Genomic DNA, 20,553 nt, shown 5'->3' on the forward strand with positions numbered 1-20,553 from the left:
AGCGAGCCGGCCATCGGACGAGCTCAGCGCCGCCCGCCGCTGCGGGGGTCGAAGAACTGGTCGAAAATGTCCTGGAACGGCTGCATTTTCGGGTCGGCGGAACGTGGACGCGGCTCAGCCTCGGGCTCGGACGGCGTCGCGTTCCCGCCGGCACCACCGCCGCCAAACATGCCGCCCAGCAGGTCCTCCAGCGGATTGCCGCTGCCGGAGCGCGACTGACCGCCACCCGCGCCACCGGCTCCGCCGCCGAACATTCCGCCGAGAAGATCCTCAAGCGGGTTGCCGCTGCCGCCCGACCGCGGCTGGCCGCCACCCGTGCCGCCGGCCCCGCCGCCGAACATTCCGCCCAGAAGGTCCTCCAGCGGGTTGCCGCTGCCGCCCGAACGCGGCTGGCCCGCCCCCGCGCCGCCGGCTCCCCCGCCGAACATGCCGCCGAGAAGGTCCGGCAGCGGGTTCGAGCCCCCGCCCGATGCCCCGCCGCCCTTCATCAGGCTGCCGAGGACAAGGCTGGCGATCACCGGCAGCATCTGCTTGATCAGCGCCGAGGACAGGCCGCTGGTGGCGGCAGCCTGCGCGGCCACGGCGCGGCTGACATCGGGCGAGCCGAACATGGCGGCGAGCGCGTCATTGCCCTGCTCACGCATCTGCGGCGAAAAGCCGAAACCCGTGTTCTGCATTGCCTGCGCATAAGGATTGCGCGCCATGGTGCCGATCAGGCCGAGCATGCCGGCCTGGGTCTGGGCGCTGCGCTCCAGCCCGAGCTGGAAGGCCGGCAGCACCGCATCCACCGCCTGCTGCGCCTGTTCGGGCGAGATGGCGTAGATGCGCGCGAGATTGTCGGCCACCTCTCCGCTCTGCAGGCCGGCGAGCCAGTCGTTCATGTTGTTCCTGCTGTTCATGGCGTCCTCCCGGAACGTTCCTGTTCGGAACCGGAGCCACCATACGCCCGCTTGCCGCGCGGATCACGAGCCGAGCGCGCTGGCGTCCTCGCCCTTGGAGAAGGGCGGCAATTCGCCCACCGCCAGCGCGGGTGGCGGGGCGGATGTCGACGTCGCGGCCCGGCGCTGGAGCCGCGCGACCACCGCGAAGGCGCTGATCAGCGCGGCGACGCCGAAGGCGACCGAACCCAGCGCCTGCCCGGCGATCACGCCCTCGGCGCCGTACCAGCGGCCGCCGAGCCAGACGAAGGGAACGACGCCCAGCGTCGCCCGCGACCAGTTGAACAGGGTCGAGAGCAGCGGCGCACCGAGATTGTTGAAGGCGGCATTGGCGACGAACAGCGCGCCCATGAACACGAAGCTGCCCGCCGCATAGAGGCAGAAGAACTCCACCAGCGCCACGCCCTCGGGCGACAGGCTGAACACGCCGGCGATCGGCTGGCGCGCCAGCGCCAGTACCAGCCACATGGTGAGCACGAAGCCGAGCGTGAGCTTGAGACTGTCCAGGATCGACTGCCGCACCCGGTCGAAGCGCCGCGCGCCGACATTCTGGCCGATCACCGGCCCGATCGCCCCGGTCAGCGCGAAAAGCGGGCCGAACGCCACCGGGATCAGCCGCCCGATCACCGCCCACGCCGCCACCGCCGCATCGCCATAGGGCGCCAGCGCATGGGTGATGTAGGCGTTGCCGGCCGGGGTCGCGATATTGGTCAGGATCGCCGGGATGGCGATACCCGAGAGCGGGCGCACATCCCTGACGAAGCCGGCGACGCTGGGGCGCGCGGCAAGGTCGTGCACCCGCACCACCGCATAGAGCCCATAGGCCGCCATCACCACCCGTGCGAACACGGTGACGATGGCCGCGCCCTCCACCCCGAGCCCCAGCGCGAGGATCAGCAGCGGGTCGAGCACCGCCGTCACCAGCCCGGCGCTCAGCGTCACCCACATCGAGCGCCGCGCATCGCCCACCGCGCGCAGCGTGCCGGAGGCCGCCATGCCGATGCCGAGCAGCGGCGTCGAGGGCAGCACGATGTTTAGGAACAGCGCCGCCACCTCCCGCGTCTGCCCGCTCGCGCCGAGCAGGGCGAGCATCGGCGAGACCAACGGCATCAGCACGGCGACCAGCAGCGCGGTCGCGACCGTCATGTAGACCAGCGCCGAGGTCGAGAGCCGCCGCGCCTCCTCGCGCCGCCCGGCGCCGATGGCGCGCGAGACCAGCGCGGAGCCGGCGATCATCACGCCGATGGCGACCGAGGTGGTGAAGAACATCGCGGTGCCGGCATAGCCGATGGCGGCGGCAAGCTCGGTCTCGCCGAGCAGCGAAATGTAGAACAGGTTCAAGAGGTCGACGACGAACACCGCCACCAGCCCGACCGAGCCGGCCGCCGTCATCACCGCGACATGGCGGAGCGTCGAGCCCTCCACGAAACGGGCCGCGGGAGCGGAAGCGGGGGCGACCGGGCGATCGGCGTGCGTGTCCATCGCCGCTATATGGCACGCGCTCCCGGCCATCGGTAGGCGCCGCCGGGCAAGGCATGACTTGCAGCCGTGCCATTGCGCCCGTCTTCGGTCGCCGCGCATGGCAATTGAGAAGCGTCATGAAAATCGGCTAGAAGGGCGGCCAGCCTCAAGGTTCTCGCCGCGAACGGATTGCCTCATGACCGCCGACATCACCGACGACCACGCCAAGGCCCGCGTCCTGGTCCAGGCGCTGCCGCACATGCAGCGCTATGACGACGCCATCATCGTGGTGAAATATGGCGGCCACGCCATGGGCGACGAGCAGGTGGCGCGTGACTTCGCGCAGGATATCGTCCTGCTGGAGCAGTCCGGCGTGAACCCGGTGGTGGTGCATGGCGGCGGGCCGCAGATCGGCGCCATGCTGGCCAAGCTCGGCATCAAGTCGGAATTCGCCGCGGGCCTGCGCATCACCGACAAGGCCACCGTCGAGATCGTCGAGATGGTGCTGGCCGGGTCGATCAACAAATCGCTGGTCGGCTTCATCAACGGCGCCGGCGGCAAGGCGCTCGGCCTGTCCGGCAAGGACGGCAACATGGTGTTCGCCACCAAGGCGACGCGCTCCGTGGTCGATCCCGATTCCAATATCGAGCGCGAGATCGACCTCGGCTTCGTCGGCGAGCCGGCGCGGGTCGACACCACCGTGCTCGACCAGATCCTCGGCCGCGAGCTGATCCCGGTCCTCGCCCCGCTCGCCACCGGCGAGGATGGCGGCACGTTCAACGTCAACGCCGACACGTTTGCGGGCGCCATCGCGGGCGCATTGGGCGCCAAGCGGCTGCTGCTGCTCACCGACGTGCCCGGCGTGCTCGACCGCGACAAGAACCTGATCAAGGAACTCACCATCACCGACGCCCGCCGGCTGATCGCCGACGGTACCATTTCCGGCGGCATGATCCCAAAGGTGGAGACCTGCATCTACGCGCTGGAGCAGGGCGTGGAAGGCGTGGTGATCCTCGACGGCAAGGTGCCGCACGCGGTGCTGCTGGAGCTGCTGACCGACCACGGCGCCGGCACGCTGATCCGCAAGGGCTGAGACCGCCCCTTCGTCATCCCGGAACGGCTGTCAGGCCGTCTCCGGGATCGCGACGAGTATGCCGCACACCATCCCGGCTCTGCGGCCCTGCCTCCGGCCGGAATGACGATCTTCAGGCTGGTGCCCGCTGACGCCCCTCCCGGATTGAGCTAGAACAGCGCCATGTCCAGCTCCCCGATATCCAGCTCCCCGCCCCCCGCGTCCAGCGCTTCCGTCCTCCCCGCCGCGCTCGACTTCGCCCATGTCGAGACCTGGGTGTTCGACCTCGACAACACGCTCTATCCGCCCGGTCTCGACCTGTGGCGGCAGATCGACATGAACATGCGCGGCTATATCGCGAACTATCTCGGCCTCTCGCTCGACGAGGCCTTCGCGCTGCAGAAGGGCTATTACCGCAAATACGGTACCTCGCTGCGCGGGCTGATGATCGAGCACGGCATGGACCCGGACGCCTTCCTCGACGCCGCCCATAAAATCGACCTCGCCAGCCTCGACCCGGCGCCCGCGCTCGGGCTCGCGCTCGGCGACCTGCCGGGGCGCAAGCTGGTCTACACCAATGGCTCGCGCGCCCATGCCGAGCAGGTTCTGGCCAAGCTCGGCATCTCCGAGCATTTCGCCGACGTGCACGACATCGTCGCCGCCGAGTTCCACCCCAAGCCGCAGGAGCCGGCCTATCGCCGCTTCCTCGACATGTTCGAGGTCGACCCCACGCGTTCCGCGATGTTCGAGGACCTCGCGCGCAACCTCGAAGTGCCGGCCATGCTCGGCATGAAGACCGTGCTGGTGGTGCCGCCCGCCCTCACCGGCGCCCCCGCCGGCCAGCCGAGCGTGACCGGCGAGCCCAAAACCCGCGAGGACTGGGAGAACGAGGGCTTCGACGCCGCGCATGTCGACCATGTGACCGACGATCTGACCGGCTTTCTCACCGCCCTGCGCGCGCCGGCGCGATGAAGCCGCCCTCAACCCCGCGATGAGCCGTTGACAGACGCCGCGCGGGCCGGGACAAGACCCGGCGCCAGCCAGGAGAGGAAGAAGCCCATGTCCGTGTCGTCGTCCGTTCAGTCGAGCCAGCTCAAGACCATCATCGAGGACGCGTTCGAGCAGCGCGGCGGCATCGGCTTCGAGACCAAGGGCGAGATCCGCGACGCCGTGAACGAGGCGCTCGCGCTTCTCGACGCCGGCAAGGCGCGCGTGGCCGAGCCGGATTCGGACGGCAACTGGACCGTCAACCAGTGGCTGAAGAAGGCGGTGCTGCTGTCGTTCCGCCTCAATGACATGACCGCGATTCCCGGCGGCCCCGGCGGGGCGCACTGGTGGGACAAGGTGCCCTCCAAGTTCGCCGGCTGGGGGGATGACGAATACCGCGCTGCGGGCTTCCGCGCGGTGCCGGGCGCCATCGTGCGCCGCTCGGCCTATATCGCGCCGAACGTGGTGCTGATGCCGTCCTTCGTCAATCTCGGCGCCCGCGTCGACGAGGGCTCCATGGTCGACACCTGGGCGACGGTGGGCAGTTGCGCCCAGATCGGCAAGCACGTGCACCTGTCCGGCGGCGTCGGCATCGGCGGCGTGCTGGAGCCGCTGCAGGCCGGGCCCGTGATCATCGAGGACAATTGCTTCATCGGCGCCCGCTCGGAAGTCGTCGAGGGCGTCATCGTCCGCAAGGGCTCGGTGCTCTCCATGGGCGTGTTCATCTCGGCCACCACCAAGATCGTCGACCGCGCCACCGGCGAGGTGTTCGTCGGCGAGGTGCCGGCCTATTCCGTGGTGGTGCCCGGCTCGCTGCCCGGCAAGCCGCTGCCCGACGGCACGCCCGGTCCCTCGCTCTATTGCGCGGTGATCGTCAAGCGCGTCGACGAGCAGACCCGCTCCAAGACCTCGATCAACGAACTGCTGCGGGATTGAGCGGACGCGATCTCCGGATCCCCGAACGACGATCCTCTTGACCGTCGTCCCGGCCGGAGCGCAGCGTAGCGCCGGGATCGCGTGCCGGCGCGGAAGCCTACTTTGCAATCCCGGAGAGCGGTTTCACCGTTTCCGGGACGTTGGCCAGAGGAGCCAGCCATGTCGATGAACGCGACGCCGAAGACCGATCCCGTCGACATCGCCCGCGCATTGATCCGCTGTCCTTCGGTCACTCCCGAGGAAGGCGGCGCGCTCGGCTATCTCGACGCGCTGCTGTCCAATGCCGGCTTTGCGGTGCACCGCGTGAAGCTCACCGCCCCCGGCACCCCGGATATCGAGAACCTCTATGCCCGCTTCGGCACGCTGGGGCCGAATTTCTGCTTCGCCGGCCACACCGACGTGGTGCCGCCGGGCGATGCTGCGCAGTGGCGCTTTCCCCCGTTCGAGGGCGCGATCTGCGAGGGCATCCTCTATGGGCGCGGCGCGGTCGACATGAAGGGCGGCGTCGCCGCCAGTCTCGCCGCCGCGCTGGATTTCATCGCCGAGCGCGGCGACAGCATGCCGGGCTCGATCTCCTTCCTCATCACCGGCGACGAGGAAGGCCCGGCGATCAACGGCACCGAGAAGCTGCTGCGCTGGCTCGCCGATCGCGACGAGCGCATCGACCATTGCGTGCTGGGCGAACCCACCAGCCGGGCCAGGCTCGGCGACATGGTGAAGATCGGCCGGCGCGGCTCGCTTTCCGGCACGCTCACCGTGCACGGCAGGCAGGGCCATGTCGGTTATCCCCACCTCGCCGAGAACCCGATCCCCGGCTTGGTAAAGCTGCTCGCCGCGCTCAACGACGAGCCGCTCGACGCCGGCACCGCGCATTTCCAGGCCTCGAACCTCGAAGTCGTGTCGGTCGATACCGGCAACCCCGCCTTCAACGTGATCCCGGCGCAGGTCGAGGCGCGGTTCAACATCCGCTTCAACGACATCTGGACCCCCACCACCCTGCGTGAGGCGATCGAGCGCCGGCTGGCCGCCGCCGCTGGCAACGAGGTGCGCTGGAGCGTCGCCTTCGAGGAACGCTCCTCCGACAGCTTCCTCACCGCGCCGGGCGCCTTCGTCGATCTCGTTGTCGACGCCATCGCGCGCGAGACCGGCCACACGCCGGAGCTCTCCACCACCGGCGGCACCTCGGACGCCCGCTTCATCAAGGATTACTGCCCGGTGATCGAGTTCGGCCTGGTCGGCACTTCGATGCACGGCATCGACGAGAGCACCCCGGTCGCCGAGCTGCAGGCCCTGACCGGGGTCTATCGCGGCATTCTCGACCGCTATTTCGCGGCCTTCGGGCGCTGAGGCACCATGAGCGACACCCCGGTTCCGCGTCCCGTTCTGGCGGTGAGCACCGCGATCTTCCGCGAGGGCCGCGTGCTGCTCGCCCGGCGCGGCGCCGCCACCATGAACGGCCTGTGGAGCCTGCCCGGCGGGCGCGTCGAGGCCGGCGAGACGCTGGAAGCCGCCGCCCGGCGCGAGGCGATGGAGGAGGTCGGCGTCGACTGCGCCATCCTCGGCCTGTCCGGCGCGCTCGACATCATCCGCCATGACGAGGCCGGCACCGTGACCACCCATTTCGTGGTGGTGTCCTATGCCGGGCGCTGGGTGGCGGGCGAGCCGTCGACCGGCCCCGAGGCCAGCGAGGTCGGCTGGTTCGCTCCGGACGCGCTGCCGGGCGCGCACGAGACCACGCCCGACCTCGCCGGCATCATCGCCAGCGCCCATCGCGTCGTGGAAGCCGGCACTTGACGGCGGGCGCCGGCTCGCGCACCACTCGGGCGATGACGCCCCGCTCCCCCGCCCCGCTCCTGTTCGGCCTCGGCCTGTGCGCCCTGCTGGCGCTGCCGGCCGGCGCGCAGCAGAACAGCGGCGGCCTGCCGCCCTACGAGCCGGACCTGCTGAAGCTCTCCGAAATTCTCGGTGCGCTGCACTACATCCGTCCGCTCTGCGGCGCGGCGGAAGGCACGCGCTGGCGCGACGAGATGCAGGGCATGCTGGACGCCGAACAGCCCTCCGACACAAGGCGCGGCCAGCTCATCGCCGCCTTCAACAATGGCTATGAGAGCTACCGGCAGGTCTATCGTTCCTGCACGGATTCGGCCCAACTCGCCGCCCAGCGGTATCTGGAGGCGGGAGCGAAGCTCTCCCGCGACATTGCAGCGCGCTACGGCAGCAATTAACCGGGTTACAACGGGTTTCAGCCAGCGGGCGCCGTCGCCGTTAACCGTTCTTCAAAACTTGGGCGGAAGCGCCGGCGGAGCGTGCTAATGTCGATTCGGGCGCGTCACTCCAACGCGCGGAGGTTTTGAGATTGTCCCAGCTCCCCGATCCGCTCACGTTCGACGAAACTGCCGACCAGGCGCATCAGGACGAGCGCCATGCCGCGCTCGCCTATCTGGACGAGGCGTGGAACGAAGCGGTCTATGACGGGCTCGACGAGGACTGCCTCGCTCAGGCGGCGCTGTTCACCGCGATCCGCTCCATGGTCGCCACCTATGGCGAGGAAGCCGCCGCCGGCTTTGCCGAGCGCCTGGCCGGGCGCATCCGCGCCGGCGAATACACCGTGCCGTTCAACCGGCAGTGACGGCGCCGGGGCGCGGCTCTGTATCGCGCGCCAGAATATCGAGACCGGCGACATCGGCCTCGATGAGACCCCAGCCGCCGCGACGGTAGAAGCCGAGGTTCGTCGCCTCGGTGCACAGATAGACCCGGGGCGCGCCAAGCGCGAAGCCGGCACGCGCCGCCTGATCCACCAGCGCGGCGCCGATGCCGCGCCGCTGCTCCTCGGGCTCGACCCAGACCGCCGCCACCCAGGGCGCATAGTCCGGCCGCTCCTCCATGTCGGAGGCGATGAGCGAGGCGGTGCCGAGAAAGCGGCCGTCGTGATGGGCGACCAGCGTCACCGGTACGCCCTCCCCTGCCAACGCCTCTTCCACCCGCGCCCGCAGTGCCGCCAGCGCAACGCCGCTGTCGCGCCACCAGGCCTGCCAGACGCATGACGCCACATGGTCCGCGAAATGCGGCACGCGGCGCAGATCGTCGATCCGGCAGGCGGAAGGGGTGTGGGAAGGGGTGCGAGCCATGCGCCGCTCCGGGGGAGTGCCCAACGCAAAAAGCGCGGCGACCGATGTCACCGCGCTTTCTGATAATCGATGAACCGGCCCGAAGGGCCGAAAAGCTCAGCGGGCGCCGGGGCCGACGGGCTTCGGCTTCGAGGGCAGCAGACCCTCGCGCTGGGCGCGCTTGCGGGCGAGCTTGCGGGCGCGGCGAACGGCCTCGGCCTCTTCGCGGGCGCGCTTCTCGGACGGCTTCTCGTAATGGCCGCGGAGCTTCATCTCGCGGAAGATGCCTTCGCGCTGCATCTTCTTCTTGAGGGCCTTCAGGGCCTGATCGACATTGTTGTCCCGAACGAGAACCTGCACGTTTGTTCCTCTTCGTGCCTTCGCGGATCGCGATACGTGAAAATCTGAAGACCGGAACGGTCATCCCCTCAGGACGAAGGGACGGCTCGGCTGCCGATCAAGGTGTGCGCACATAGCAGAGGGCATCCGGCTTGTCCATATCGCAAGGCCGGGAGTCGCCGGATTCCGCTGATATACCAGAAATGCCGGCGTTGCGGGCGCTCACACCCCCTCGGCGACGATCACCTCGCCCTCGGCCGCCGCCTTTCGGAACGCCAGCGCCGCCTGATATTCCGGCGAGCGGTAACACGCGAGCGCGGTCTCGTAATCGGCGAAGGCCAGCACGACATTGCGCGAGCGCGCCGTCCCGCTCACCGCCTCGTGCCGCCCGCCGCGCACCAGGAACCAGCCCTTGTACTTCGCAACCGCGAGGGCGTCGGCCGCGAGATAGGGCTTGTAGCCCTCAGTGTCGTGGACATCGAGGCGCATCACCCAATAGGCGGCGCCCGGCGCCGTGGGCGGGCCGTCGATCAGGCCGGCGGCGGGCTGGTCGCCTTCATAGCCCTCGATGATGAGATGCTCGTCCTGCGAGGCCGCGATGCGGTGCTCATAGGCAACCTGGTAGTCGGGTGAGCGGAAACAGGCCACTGCCGTGTCGTAGTCCGGAAACTCCACCACCACATTGCGCGCCCGCGCGGTACCTTCGAGAGCCTCGAAGCCGCCGCCGCGCACCAGAAACCGCCCGCCGAAGGCCTCGATGGCCGGTCCCGCCGCGGCCGCGTAGAGCTTGAAGCGCTCGGGATCACGGACATCGATGCGGCTGATCCAGTAGCCCTTGGCCATGGCGGTGCTTCCCTTTTTGTCTGTGTGGTTCAGGCGCCGGCCACGGCCGCCGCGATTTCGGCCTGCACCGCGCGCGCGGCGGCGGCGGGGTCCGGCGAGGCGACGATCGGGCGGCCGACCACCAGATGGTCCGCCCCGGCACGGATCGCCGAGGCCGGGGTAGCGACGCGCTTCTGGTCGCCCACCGCCGCGCCGGCCGGGCGCACGCCGGGGGTGACGATGGCGCGGCGCGGCCCGAGGATCGCGCGCACCGTCGCCGCGTCGGTCGGGGCGCAGACGATGCCGTCGATCCCCGCCTCGCGCGCCTGCGCCACCCGGCGCGCCACGGTGGCCGCGACGTCTTCGGCATATCCGGCCTCGGCGAGGTCGGCATCGTCATAGGAGGTCAGCACCGTGACGGCGAGGATGCGCAGCGGGCTCGCGCCCTTGCCTTCCATCGCCGCGCGCATGGTCTGGGGATAGGCGTGTACGGTGAGGAAGCTCGCGCCCATCGCGGCGATCGAGGCGACGCCGCGCGCCACCGTGTTGCCGATGTCGTGCAGCTTGAAATCGATGAACACCTTCTTGCCGTCCGCGATCAGCTCGCGCGCGAACCCCAGCCCGCCGGCATAGCCCAGCTCATAGCCGATCTTGTAGAAGGTCGCGGCATCGCCGAGCCGGGCCACCACGCTCTCCGCCGCCCCGACCGAGGGCAGGTCCAGCGCCACGATCAGGCGGTCGCGAGGGTCGGCAACGGTGTCGGTCCCGGAAGCGGTCATGAGCGAAGGTCCAGCCGTCCGGGCGAAAAGGGGATCAGGCGCGCAGCCCGGTCCTGAGCGCCGACTGGTCGATAAGCGCTGTGAGCACGGCGCGCAACTGCCTTTGCGAACGCTCCTCCTTCAGCCCGCCCTGGTCGTCGAAGGCCTGCCCGGCGCCGGGCACCATGGCCTGCTCGGCGAGAACGAGGCAGCCGAGCCCCAGCGCCAGGGTCTGGCGCAGCATCATCGCGGCGCGATAGCCGCCCAGCGCGCCGGGGGAGGAGGAGCCGATGGCATAGACCGGCCCCTTGAAGGCGTCGCCCTCGGTGGATTTCACCCGGCTCACCCAGTCCAGCGCGTTCTTGAGCAACGGCGGCAGGCCGGCATTATATTCCGGGGTGACGATGAACACGCCATCCGCCGAGGCAAGCTGGTCGCGCAGCTGGCGGGCCGGGGCGGGCACGCCCTCGGCGGCCTCCAGATCGCCGTCATAGATCGGCATCGGATAGTCGGCGAGCGAGAGCAGCACCGGCTCGGCGTTCATCAGCGCCATGTCGCGCGCCGCCAGCGCGGCGAGGCTCGCCGAATAGGACCCGGTACGGATCGAGCCGGCAAAGGTGACGATCTTGGGCGCGCGCATGCTGGTCTCCGCTTTCCCCGACGGGGCCGGCTGGTGGCTGGTCAGGCGGCGGGAAGGCTCGCCTGTTCCGCCGGCTCCTGCGCCGAACGATAGACCCAGACCCGGGCCGGCGGAAGGTTGCGCCAGACGCGCGGGCTGACATGGGCGTGGATCGGCTGGTCTTCCAGCGGCAGCGGCGAGACCACGGCATAGGTGAACTGGATGAACGGCGCGCCCGGCCGTGACAGCTCGAACGCCTGCCGCACCAGGGCGTGGCGCTCCGGCGCGGGCCGCGTGAACAGCGGCAGGCTGGAGACCACGGCGACCGCCGGGGCGGAGAGAGCGCCGTCCAGCGTGGCGCGCATGTCGTAGGCGTCGCCGCGAATCACGGTGGCGCCGGGATAGCGCGCCTTGAGCAGCCGGCAGAATTCCGGGTTGTACTCGATCAGCACCAGACGTTCCTGGGCGATGCCGCGCGTCACCAGCGCGCTGGTCACCGGCCCGGTGCCCGGTCCCAGCTCGATCACCGGCCCGTCCTCATGGGGATCGACGAAATTGGCCATGGTCCGCGCCAGAGCACGCCCCGATGGCGAGACCGCCCCGGTCCGCAACGGGTTCTGGAACCAGGACTGGAGAAACCGGACCTCATCGGGCCGGGTTTTCGGCGTCGAGCAACGGGTATCAGCGCGGTGCAGCATGCCACTAGGATTCCAGCAGACCCGCGCGGGCACGGGACGCGATGCGACGGAAAGACAACGAAACGTGCGTCAACACTAGAAAGCTAATCGGCTCTTGTTAAGGCCCGGTGATGACGCAGGCATAACGGGCGCTGTTTCCGGCGATGACAGGCAACTTATTCGGCATCGCCGGCAAAGAAATCCTTCACCTTCGCGAAGAAACCGCTGGATTCCGGGTGCGTCTCCTTCGAGCACTCGCCGTCGAACTCGGCCAGCAGCTCGCGCTGGCGCTTGGTGAGGTTCTGCGGGGTTTCCACCATCACCTGCACATACATGTCGCCGCGATTGCGGGTGCGCAGCACCGGCATGCCCTTGGCCGTGAGCCGGAAGCGCTTGTCGGACTGCGTGCCCTCGGGAACCTTCACCTTGGTGGTGCCGCCGTCGATGGTCGGCACCTCGAACGTGCCGCCGAGCGCCGCCGTCACCATGGAGATCGGCACGCGGCAGAACAGGTCCGCGCCGTCGCGGCGGAAGAATTCGTGCGGGGTGATCGACAGGAAGATGTAGAGATCGCCCGAGGGGCCGCCACGGGTGCCCGCCTCGCCCTCGTTGGACAGGCGGATGCGGGTGCCGTCCTCGACGCCGGGCGGGATCGCCACTTCGAGCGTGCGCTCGCGGGTCTGGTGCCCGGTGCCGCCGCAGGAGGGGCACGGGTCCTCGATCACCTGGCCGCGCCCTTGGCAGGACGGGCAGGTGCGCTCCAGCGTGAAGAAGCCCTGCGCCTGGCGGATGCGCCCCGAGCCGGAACAGGTCCGGCAGGTGGTGGGCTGGGTGCCGGCCTTGGCGCCGGAGCCCGAGCAGGTCTCGCAGACGATCGAGGTCGGCAGGCGGATGGTGGCGTCCTTGCCGGAGAACGCTTCCTCCAGCGTGATTTCCATGTTGTAGCGCAGGTCCGCCCCGCGCTCGCGCCCGCCGCGCTGCTGGCCGCGCCGGCCGCCGCTCATGCCGAACAGGTCGTCGAAGATGTCGGAGAAGGTCGAGGCGAAATCGGCGCCGAACCCGGGACCGCCGCCGCCACCCATGCCGTTCTCGAAGGCGGCATGGCCGAAGCGGTCATAGGCCGCGCGCTTCTGCGGGTCTTTCAGCACCTCATAGGCTTCGCTGATCTGCTTGAAGCGCGCCTCGGCCTCGGCATTGCCGGGGTTCTTGTCCGGGTGCCACTTCATGGCGAGCTTGCGGTAGGAGCTCTTCAGCTCGCCCTCGTTGCACGTCCGGGTGACTTCGAGGAGCTCGTAATAGTCGATCTTGGCCATGAGTTCAGGTCAACTCGGTCGGTTAAGCCGCGGCAGGGGCAGGCGAGCGCGGCATTCCTCAGGGAAGGCGCGCGCCGGCCGCGACGCCGGATCATGCAGGAACCCTGCCGCGCGCATCGTCAAATGGACCCGCGCCGATCCGCCCTGCCGCAAAAAATGCCGCCCCCGGTGATGAGACCGGGGGCGGGATGAAACGTCGGCGATCAGGCCGACTTCTTCTTGTCGTCGTCGACCTCGGTGAACTCGGCGTCCACCACGTCGTCCTGCGGCGCGGCGCCGGCATCGTCACCGCCCGTCTGCGCGGCGTACATCGCCTCGCCGAGCTTGAGCGAAGCCTGGGCCAGCGTGTTGGTCTTGGCGGCGATCGCCTCGGCGTCGTCGCCTTCCAGCGCCGTCTTCAGCTCGGCGATGGCGGTGGTGATCGCGGCCTTCTCGGGCTCGCCGACCTTGTCGCCATGCTCGGAGAGCGCCTTCTCGGTCGAGTGGATCAGCGCCTCGCCGTGGTTCTTGGCCTCGACGACCGCCTTGCGCTTCTTGTCTTCCTCGGCGTGCGCCTCGGCGTCCTTCACCATCTTGTCGATGTCGGAATCCGAGAGGCCGCCCGAGGCCTGGATGCGGATCTGCTGTTCCTTGCCGGTGCCCTTGTCCTTGGCCGACACGTTGACGATGCCGTTGGCGTCGATGTCGAAGGCGACCTCGATCTGCGGCACGCCGCGCGGCGCCGGGGGAATGCCCACGAGGTCGAACTGGCCGAGGATCTTGTTATCCGCCGCCATTTCGCGCTCGCCCTGGAACACGCGGATCGTCACCGCGGTCTGGCCGTCTTCCGCCGTCGAGAACACCTGGCTCTTCTTGGTCGGGATCGTGGTGTTGCGGTCGATCAGGCGCGTGAACACGCCGCCCAGCGTCTCGATGCCGAGCGAGAGCGGGGTCACGTCGAGCAGCAGCACGTCCTTGACGTCGCCCTGCAGCACGCCGGCCTGGATCGCGGCGCCGATGGCGACCACTTCATCCGGGTTGACGCCCTTGTGGGGCTCCTTGCCGAAGAACTGCTTCACGATCTCCTGCACCTTCGGCATGCGGGTCATGCCGCCGACCAGGACGACCTCGTCGATCTGACCGGCCGAGAGGCCCGCATCCTTGAGCGCCTTCTTGCAGGGCTCGACGGTGCGCTGGATCAGGTCGTCGACCAGCGCCTCGAACTTGGCGCGGGTGAGCTTCATGGTCAGGTGCTTCGGGCCCGAGGCATCCGCCGTGATGAACGGCAGGTTGATCTCGGTCTGGGTCGCGCTCGACAGCTCGATCTTGGCCTTCTCGGCCGCTTCCTTCAGGCGCTGAAGGGCCAGCTTGTCGTTGCGCAGGTCGATGCCCTGCTCCTTCTTGAACTCGTCCGCGAGATAGCCGACGAGCCGCATGTCGAAGTCTTCGCCGCCGAGGAAGGTGTCGCCATTGGTCGACTTCACCTCGAACACGCCGTCGCCGATTTCGAGGATCGACACGTCGAAGGTGCCGCCGCCGAGGTCATAGACCGCGATAACGCCGGACTGCTTCTTGTCGAGGCCATAGGCCAGCGCGGCCGCGGTCGGCTCGTTGATGATGCGCAGCACCTCGAGGCCGGCGATCTTGCCGGCGTCCTTGGTGGCCTGGCGCTGGGCGTCGTTGAAATAGGCCGGAACGGTGATGACCGCCTGCGTGACCTTGGCGCCGAGATAGGATTCGGCGGTTTCCTTCATCTTCTGAAGGGTGAAGGCCGAGATCTGCGAGGGCGAGTACTTCTTGCCGTCCGATTCCAGCCACGCGTCGCCATTGTCGCCACGTACGATCTGGTAGGGCACGAGGCCCTTGTCCTTGGCGACGGTCGGATCGTCGTAGCGGCGGCCGATGAGGCGCTTCACCGCGAAGAAGGTGCGCTCGGGGTTCGTGACCGCCTGGCGCTTGGCCGGCTGGCCGACGAGGCGCTCGCCATCTTCGGTGAAGGCGACGATGGACGGGGTGGTGCGCGCACCTTCCGCGTTCTCGATCACCTTGGGCGTGGAGCCTTCCATGACCGCGACGCAGCTATTGGTCGTGCCGAGATCGATGCCGATGACTTTAGACATATGGTTTCTCCTTCTGGCAGGCCGGCCGGGCCTTCGTGAAGCACCCGGAGAAGAACGGCGGTTGAAACCCGCGCGGCCTCCGGGACCGGCCCCCAAACAATTCGGGTACGGCGCTCGCGAGCACCGTTCGCCGCCGATATAGGGGTGGCCATCAGCGCCCGCAAGACGCTGGCGACACCGACGGGCCACTCCCTGCATTTAAAAGCCGCCGCCGGCCGCAAACGCCGTCCCCGCGCGGTCCGGCCACCGCCCTGCCGCGTCAGGCCACCGCCGAGGACAGCGCGCGGAACCGGCTCGCCAGCGCCTTGAGCACGCCGACCTGCTCGGGCAGTTCGCGCCAGTGGCGGGGGTCGAGCTCCATGATCGCGACCGCGCCGGGCGCGACCGGCACCGCGTTCACCACCGCGTCCCAGTCGATGCCGCCCCAGCCGATCGGCAGATGCAGGTCGCCCTCGCCCAGCGCCACCGCCTCGGCGGGGTGATAGGTCCACAGCTCCGACGGCCGGCCGAAGGAATCATGCAGGTGCAGATGCGCGACATGCGGCGCCAGCGCGGCGATCTCGGGCAGCGGGTCGAGCCGCTGCTCGGCGCAGCGAATGAAGGCGTGGCTGACGTCGAGCGTCGCCTTCACCGCCTTGTGGTCGATCGCCGTCAGTTCGCCGGCGAGCTTGGACGGCGTCGCGGTCTCCCGCGCCGCGCCGTAGCGGAAGATGTTCTCCACGCACAGCGTCACGCCGAGCGCGGCCGCCTTGTCGCCGGCGCGCACCAGCGCCTCGCGCTGGCGCTCATAGGCGAGTTCAAGATCGTCGGCGGCATCGCGCACCACGCCGGTGTGCATCACCAGGTGCTGCGCGCCGATGGCGGAGGTGATCTCGATGCTGGCCTCCAGCACCGCCTCGTGGCGCGCGAGCCGCTCGGGAATATCCATCAGGTTGATGGCGAGCGGGCCATGCACCGTGTAGCCGACCCGGCGGCCGGCCAGCACCCGCTTCAGGTCCTCCAGCCGGTTCTTCAGCAGACGGCCGCCGACGATGAGGTGCCAGGCATAGACCGGCAGCTCCACCACATCGACGCCCAAGGCCTCCGCTTGGTCGAGGCCGGCACCGAGATCGTCGAATTCGGGGCTTCCTTCCAGCAGGGCATAACCGGAGGCATGGATGGGGGAGGGCTGGACATGCATCTGCATCGATCAGCTGTTCCTGTCGTTCGAGGGGACGGGCCATGAATTGGCCACGGGAGCGCCATGGCATGCGCCACGCGCCGCCATGTCTGCGCCGCCACTATGGCACACGGATTACGCCCGCGCCGAATCCCGCCCGCGGAACGACCCGAGCGGCCTCATAAGCGCGGGTTCACATGCGCGGGTTCACATGCGCGGCGTGAGCCAGCCCATATGGGCGCCCGTCGGATCCTGCACGATCGCGAGGCGGCCGACGCCGGGAATGTCGAACGGCGCCTTCGCCACCGTTCCGCCAGCCGCGACCGCCGCCGCCACCTGCGCGTCGACGTCGTCCACCGCGACATAGGTGAGCCAGTGCGCGGGAATGCCGGAAAATTCCGGCGCCGTCAGCGGGAACAGGCCGCCAATATCCTTGTCGCCATGGCGGATGGTCCAGTACTCGCCCTGCTCCATCGGGAAGGGCGAGAAGCTCCATCCGAACATCTTCTCGTAAAAGGCGCGGGCGGCTTCGGGGTCGGGCGTGTTCAGCTCGTTCCAGATGATAATACCGTGTCGGGGCGCTTCCGCCATGATGTCCTCCCGAGGCTGCTCGCAGTTCGAGGCCGGAAACTATCCGCCTCTCTTAACAATTCAGATACGATATCTTGAACATTCCGGCACCGGGGTGGCACAGATGCGGCGGGCTCGCCTTGTTGGTGCCGCGATCACTTGCGAAGTCGCAGGATCCCTTCTAGACCACATGAAGGTACGCCCCGCGGCGGCCATGTGATTTTCCCGGAAAATGCAGCTTCATCATCACCCTTTCTGCGCGCATTCGCGTCTTGTCCGCCTCGCCCTGGGCGAGATGGGCATCGAGCCCGAACTCATCGAGGAGCGGGTGTGGGAGCGCCGGCCGGAGTTCCTGATGCTCGACCCCGCGGGCGCGACCCCGGTGCTGGTCGAGGATGACGGCTTCGTCGTGCCGGGCGCGGCGGTGATCGCGGAATATCTCGACGAGACGCGCGGCCACGCGCTGAACGGGCGGCGCCTGCTGCCGACCGACCCGTTCGAGCGGGTCGAGGTGCGCCGGCTCTCGGCGTGGTTCAACGACAAATTCTTCGCCGAGGTCTCCGAGCCGCTGGTGCGCGAGAAGGTCTACAAGCGCTACATGCCGCGCGAACTGGGCGGCGGGCCGCCGGACATGGCGGTGATCCGCGCCGCGCGCTCGAACATCCGCTACCATCTCCAGTACATCGGCTGGCTGCTCAAGACGCGGAACTGGCTTGCCGGCGAGCGGCTGAGCTATGCTGACCTCGCCGCCGCCGCGCATATTTCCTGCGTCGACTATCTCGGCGACGTGCCGTGGGAAGAGGATGAGGGAGCGAAGATCTGGTACGCCCGCATCAAGTCGCGCCCGGCCTTCCGGCCGCTGCTCGCCCTCACCATGGCGGGCATGCCGCCGGCGGCCTGCTACGCGGATCTCGACTTCTAGACCCGGCCGGCGCGCGCGAACTGCTGTTCGCCCTCGCCCGTGACGAAGGTTTCGACGCCATGGGCATCGCCGCCCCCGGCGCGATTCCCCATGCTGGCCCGCGCCTCAGGCAATGGATCGCCGAGGGCGCGCATGGCGACATGGACTGGATGCCGGAAACCGCCGATCGGCGCGCCGCTCCTGGCAGTCTCTGGCCGGAGGTCGGCGCCGTGCTCATGCTCGGGCTCAATTACGGGCCGGACAGCGACCCGCGCCTGTCGCTGGCGCAGCGCGAGGCCGGCACCATCTCGGTCTATGCCCGCGGCGACGATTATCACGAGCTGATCAAGGGCAAGCTCAAGCGCATCTGCTCGCGCTTCGTGCCGCGCGCGGGCGGCCAAGAGAACGTTCAGGTGAAGGTGTTCGTCGATACCGCGCCGCTGATGGAAAAGCCGCTGGCGCAGGCCGCCGGGCTGGGCTGGCAGGGCAAGCACACCAATCTGGTGTCGCGCGAGAAGGGCTCCTGGCTGCTGTTAGGCGCCATCGCCACCTCGCTCGCTTTGCCCCCGGACGAGCCCGAGCGCGACCATTGCGGCTCCTGCCGCGCCTGCCTCGACGCCTGCCCCACGGGCGCCTTCCCCGCGCCCTACCGGATCGATGCGCGCCGCTGCGTCTCCTACCTCACCATCGAGCACAAGGGACCGATCCCGCGCGAACTGCGGGCGCTGATGGGCAACCGCATCTATGGCTGCGACGACTGCCTCGCCGCCTGCCCGTGGAACAAGTTCGCCGCGCTGGGCCGCGAGGCACGCCTTGCCGCCCGCGAGGAGAACCGCGCGCCCGCGCTCGCCGACCTCGCCCGGCTCGACGACGCCGCCTTCCGCGCCCGCTTCACCAAGAGCCCGATCAAGCGCACCGGGCGCACCCGCTTCCTGCGCAACGTGCTGGTGGCGATAGGAAATTCCGGCGATCCGGCGCTCGCCCCGGAGGCGCGGCACCATCTCGATGCCGGCGAGCCACTGATCCGCGGTGCGGCGATCTGGGCACTGTCGCGGCTGCTTCCCGCCCCCGACTTCCATGCGTTGCGCGCCGCGCGCCGCCCCGGCGAAACCGATCCGCTGGTGCGCGAGGAATGGGACGCCGCACCGCCCACCGCCGATGGACCTGCCGCATGACCACCCTGCTCAGCCTCGGCTATGGCTATTGCGCCAGCCGCTTCGTCGCCTTGCATGGCGAGATGTTCACGCAGCGCACCGGCACGCATCGCGGCGAGCCGGGCGAGCGGGATGGCACCCGGCTTCTCACCTTCGCCGGCACCGCATCGCCGGAACTGCTGGACGCCGCCATGGAGGCCGACATCGTGCTCGCCAGCGCCGCGCCGGGCGAGGCGGGTGATCCGTTTTTGCCGGAACTGGGCGCGGCGCTCGCCGCCTCCTCGCGCAAGGGGCCGCTGATCTACCTGTCCACCATCGGGGTCTATGGCGACACCGGCGGTGGCTGGATCGACGAAAGCGTCACGCCCGCCGCCGCCAGCCCGCGCGCCCGCCGGCGCGTCGAGGCCGAGGCGGCCTGGCAGGCGCTCGGGCGAAAGGCCGGGCGGCCGGTGTTCATCCTGCGGCTCGGCGGCATTTACGGGCGGGGACGCAACGCGCTCATCGACGTCGCCGCCGGCACCGCCCGCTGCATCGAGCGCGAAGGGCAGGTGTTCAACCGCATCCATGTCGACGACATCGCGGACGCCATCCGCGCGGCGTGCCTTTCCAGCGACGGCGGCATCGTCAATGTGGTGGATGACGAGCCCTCGCCCTCCTGCGCGCCGGTGCGCTTCGCCGCGAACCTGCTGGGACGGCCCGCGCCGGAGCCCGAGCCGTTCGAGCAGGCGGCGCGCACCATGTCGCCCATGGCGCTGTCGTTCTGGGCAGACAATCGGCGCGTGAGCAACGCAGCGCTGCACCGGCTGACCGGCGCGCCGCTGCGCTATCCGAGCTATCGCGAAGGGCTTGCTGCGATTTTCGCCGCCTCGGGCGGGGCCGGCTGAGGCGGCCTCAATGCACCGGGTCGTCGTCCCGGCGGCGCCGCCGGGCATAGGCGCTCATGAACGAGTTGACCGTGTGGTGAACCACGCGCTCGACCATTTGCGCGTCGGGCTCGCGCGCGCCGCCGAACAGCATCGGCATGCCCACCAGCGCGTGGCAGCCCACCATGAACTGCCAGGCAGCGAGTTCCACATCGTCGATGCGTAGTTCGCCGCGCGCGATCTTGGCGCGCAGCCACTCCGACAGGCGGCTCACCCCGGCTTCCTGCCCGGCGGAGAGATAGGCCTGCCCGATGGCGGGAAATTTCTCGGTGACGCCGAGCACCATGCGCACCGTGGCGATGGTTTCGGGCCGCGTCATCGCCGCAACATAGCGAAAGCCGGTCTGCGTCAACGTCTCGCGGACATCGGCGTCGACATCCAGCACGAAGCAGTGCTCAGCGGTCTGGCCGCATTCCTCGCGCACCAGCGCGGTGAACAGGTCTTCCTTGGAGCCGAAATAGACATAGAGCGTGCCCTTGGACACGCCGGCCGTGCGGGCGATCTCGCCCATGCTGGCCCCATCGAAACCGCCGGCCAGAAACACTTCGCGCGCGCCCGCCAGAATCTGGCGCCGCTTCTCTTCGCCCGGGTTCGACGACGCCGGAACCGATTCGCCCTCGGTTTGAGGCGCAAACAGCAGGGTCGGGAGGTGATCTCTGGCCCCCATTTAACGAGCATTCCGTGTGAAAAACACATTATCCGCGATCCCGTCCCGGCT

General features: G+C 69.1%; 23 protein-coding genes. 10 read left to right on the top strand and 13 right to left on the bottom strand.

Annotated features, from left to right (window positions below):
• Positions 1 to 23: 23 nt before the first annotated feature.
• Positions 24 to 899, bottom strand: a complete 876-nt coding sequence (locus VRZ77_RS05840; protein ID WP_414591724.1) for a DUF937 domain-containing protein — start codon at positions 897 to 899, stop codon at positions 24 to 26.
• Between the two features lie 63 nt (positions 900 to 962).
• Entirely contained in the window at positions 963 to 2,420 is a 1,458-nt protein-coding gene (locus VRZ77_RS05845; RefSeq protein WP_414591725.1) for an MATE family efflux transporter, read from the bottom strand.
• A gap of 175 nt (positions 2,421 to 2,595) precedes the next feature.
• On the opposite strand from VRZ77_RS05845, the gene argB reads away from it, so the two are divergent.
• From argB to VRZ77_RS05880, 7 genes are all read left to right on the top strand, one after another.
• Positions 2,596 to 3,492, top strand: coding sequence for an acetylglutamate kinase (gene argB / locus VRZ77_RS05850; RefSeq protein WP_414591726.1), 897 nt, complete (start codon positions 2,596 to 2,598; stop codon positions 3,490 to 3,492).
• 162 nt (positions 3,493 to 3,654) lie between these two features.
• The gene (locus VRZ77_RS05855) at positions 3,655 to 4,443 is read left to right on the top strand and encodes a pyrimidine 5'-nucleotidase (RefSeq protein WP_414591727.1); all 789 of its coding nucleotides are present in this window, start codon (positions 3,655 to 3,657) and stop codon (positions 4,441 to 4,443) included.
• Between the two features lie 87 nt (positions 4,444 to 4,530).
• Positions 4,531 to 5,394, top strand: a complete 864-nt coding sequence (gene dapD, locus VRZ77_RS05860; RefSeq protein ID WP_414591728.1) for a 2,3,4,5-tetrahydropyridine-2,6-dicarboxylate N-succinyltransferase — start codon at positions 4,531 to 4,533, stop codon at positions 5,392 to 5,394.
• 159 nt (positions 5,395 to 5,553) lie between these two features.
• On the top strand, positions 5,554 to 6,741 hold the full coding sequence (gene dapE / locus VRZ77_RS05865) for a succinyl-diaminopimelate desuccinylase (RefSeq protein WP_414591729.1): 1,188 nt from the start codon (positions 5,554 to 5,556) through the stop codon (positions 6,739 to 6,741).
• A 6-nt stretch (positions 6,742 to 6,747) separates the two neighbouring features.
• The gene (locus tag VRZ77_RS05870) at positions 6,748 to 7,188 is read left to right on the top strand and encodes an NUDIX hydrolase (protein WP_414591730.1); all 441 of its coding nucleotides are present in this window, start codon (positions 6,748 to 6,750) and stop codon (positions 7,186 to 7,188) included.
• On the top strand, positions 7,185 to 7,619 hold the full coding sequence (locus VRZ77_RS05875) for a TIGR02301 family protein (protein WP_414591731.1): 435 nt from the start codon (positions 7,185 to 7,187) through the stop codon (positions 7,617 to 7,619). Before VRZ77_RS05870 ends, VRZ77_RS05875 begins: the two co-directional genes overlap by 4 nt.
• A 131-nt stretch (positions 7,620 to 7,750) precedes the next feature.
• Positions 7,751 to 8,023, top strand: coding sequence for a hypothetical protein (locus tag VRZ77_RS05880; RefSeq protein ID WP_414591732.1), 273 nt, complete (start codon positions 7,751 to 7,753; stop codon positions 8,021 to 8,023).
• Here the strand turns inward: VRZ77_RS05880 and VRZ77_RS05885 are convergent.
• The 10 genes from VRZ77_RS05885 to VRZ77_RS05930 form a co-directional block, all read right to left on the bottom strand.
• Entirely contained in the window at positions 8,010 to 8,522 is a 513-nt protein-coding gene (locus VRZ77_RS05885) for a GNAT family N-acetyltransferase (RefSeq protein ID WP_414591733.1), read from the bottom strand. The two genes, VRZ77_RS05880 and VRZ77_RS05885, sit on opposite strands and share 14 nt — an antisense overlap.
• Positions 8,523 to 8,618: 96 nt before the next feature.
• The gene (gene rpsU, locus VRZ77_RS05890) at positions 8,619 to 8,861 is read right to left on the bottom strand and encodes a 30S ribosomal protein S21 (protein WP_241619528.1); all 243 of its coding nucleotides are present in this window, start codon (positions 8,859 to 8,861) and stop codon (positions 8,619 to 8,621) included.
• A 201-nt stretch (positions 8,862 to 9,062) separates the two neighbouring features.
• Positions 9,063 to 9,683 carry a DUF1330 domain-containing protein gene (locus VRZ77_RS05895; protein ID WP_414591734.1) on the bottom strand — a complete coding sequence of 207 codons (621 nt, stop codon included), beginning with the start codon at positions 9,681 to 9,683 and terminating at the stop codon, positions 9,063 to 9,065.
• Between the two features lie 29 nt (positions 9,684 to 9,712).
• On the bottom strand, positions 9,713 to 10,441 hold the full coding sequence (gene pyrF / locus VRZ77_RS05900; protein WP_414591735.1) for an orotidine-5'-phosphate decarboxylase: 729 nt from the start codon (positions 10,439 to 10,441) through the stop codon (positions 9,713 to 9,715).
• A 34-nt stretch (positions 10,442 to 10,475) separates the two neighbouring features.
• A complete protein-coding gene (locus VRZ77_RS05905) occupies positions 10,476 to 11,060 on the bottom strand; it encodes an NADPH-dependent FMN reductase (RefSeq protein ID WP_414591736.1) in 585 nt (194 codons plus the stop codon).
• 41 nt (positions 11,061 to 11,101) lie between these two features.
• Positions 11,102 to 11,737, bottom strand: a complete 636-nt coding sequence (locus VRZ77_RS05910) for a class I SAM-dependent methyltransferase (protein WP_414591737.1) — start codon at positions 11,735 to 11,737, stop codon at positions 11,102 to 11,104.
• A gap of 155 nt (positions 11,738 to 11,892) precedes the next feature.
• Positions 11,893 to 13,029: a molecular chaperone DnaJ gene (gene dnaJ / locus VRZ77_RS05915; RefSeq protein ID WP_414591738.1), complete on the bottom strand. Its 1,137-nt coding sequence runs from the start codon at positions 13,027 to 13,029 to the stop codon at positions 11,893 to 11,895.
• A 203-nt stretch (positions 13,030 to 13,232) separates the two neighbouring features.
• The gene (gene dnaK, locus VRZ77_RS05920; protein ID WP_414591739.1) at positions 13,233 to 15,326 is read right to left on the bottom strand and encodes a molecular chaperone DnaK; all 2,094 of its coding nucleotides are present in this window, start codon (positions 15,324 to 15,326) and stop codon (positions 13,233 to 13,235) included.
• A 61-nt stretch (positions 15,327 to 15,387) separates the two neighbouring features.
• On the bottom strand, positions 15,388 to 16,314 hold the full coding sequence (locus tag VRZ77_RS05925) for a sugar phosphate isomerase/epimerase family protein (RefSeq protein ID WP_414591740.1): 927 nt from the start codon (positions 16,312 to 16,314) through the stop codon (positions 15,388 to 15,390).
• A gap of 180 nt (positions 16,315 to 16,494) precedes the next feature.
• Complete coding sequence (locus VRZ77_RS05930) at positions 16,495 to 16,878, bottom strand: VOC family protein (RefSeq protein ID WP_414591741.1); 384 nt, start codon at positions 16,876 to 16,878, stop codon at positions 16,495 to 16,497.
• A gap of 211 nt (positions 16,879 to 17,089) precedes the next feature.
• Between VRZ77_RS05930 and VRZ77_RS05935 the strand changes: the two genes are divergently transcribed.
• The 3 genes from VRZ77_RS05935 to VRZ77_RS05945 are packed head-to-tail and all read left to right on the top strand — an operon-like array spanning position 17,090 to position 19,796.
• Positions 17,090 to 17,779, top strand: a complete 690-nt coding sequence (locus VRZ77_RS05935; RefSeq protein WP_414591742.1) for a glutathione S-transferase family protein — start codon at positions 17,090 to 17,092, stop codon at positions 17,777 to 17,779.
• Complete coding sequence (queG, locus tag VRZ77_RS05940) at positions 17,755 to 18,933, top strand: tRNA epoxyqueuosine(34) reductase QueG (RefSeq protein ID WP_414591799.1); 1,179 nt, start codon at positions 17,755 to 17,757, stop codon at positions 18,931 to 18,933. Before VRZ77_RS05935 ends, queG begins: the two co-directional genes overlap by 25 nt.
• A complete protein-coding gene (locus VRZ77_RS05945) occupies positions 18,930 to 19,796 on the top strand; it encodes an NAD-dependent epimerase/dehydratase family protein (RefSeq protein WP_414591743.1) in 867 nt (288 codons plus the stop codon). Before queG ends, VRZ77_RS05945 begins: the two co-directional genes overlap by 4 nt.
• A 7-nt stretch (positions 19,797 to 19,803) precedes the next feature.
• Here the strand turns inward: VRZ77_RS05945 and VRZ77_RS05950 are convergent, their stop codons facing one another.
• Positions 19,804 to 20,502 carry a TetR/AcrR family transcriptional regulator gene (locus VRZ77_RS05950; RefSeq protein ID WP_414591744.1) on the bottom strand — a complete coding sequence of 233 codons (699 nt, stop codon included), beginning with the start codon at positions 20,500 to 20,502 and terminating at the stop codon, positions 19,804 to 19,806.
• Between the last annotated feature and the right edge of the window lie 51 nt (positions 20,503 to 20,553).

The sequence above is a fragment of the Ancylobacter sp. G4_0304 genome (assembly GCF_047501495.1).
GTDB lineage: Bacteria > Pseudomonadota > Alphaproteobacteria > Rhizobiales > Xanthobacteraceae > Ancylobacter.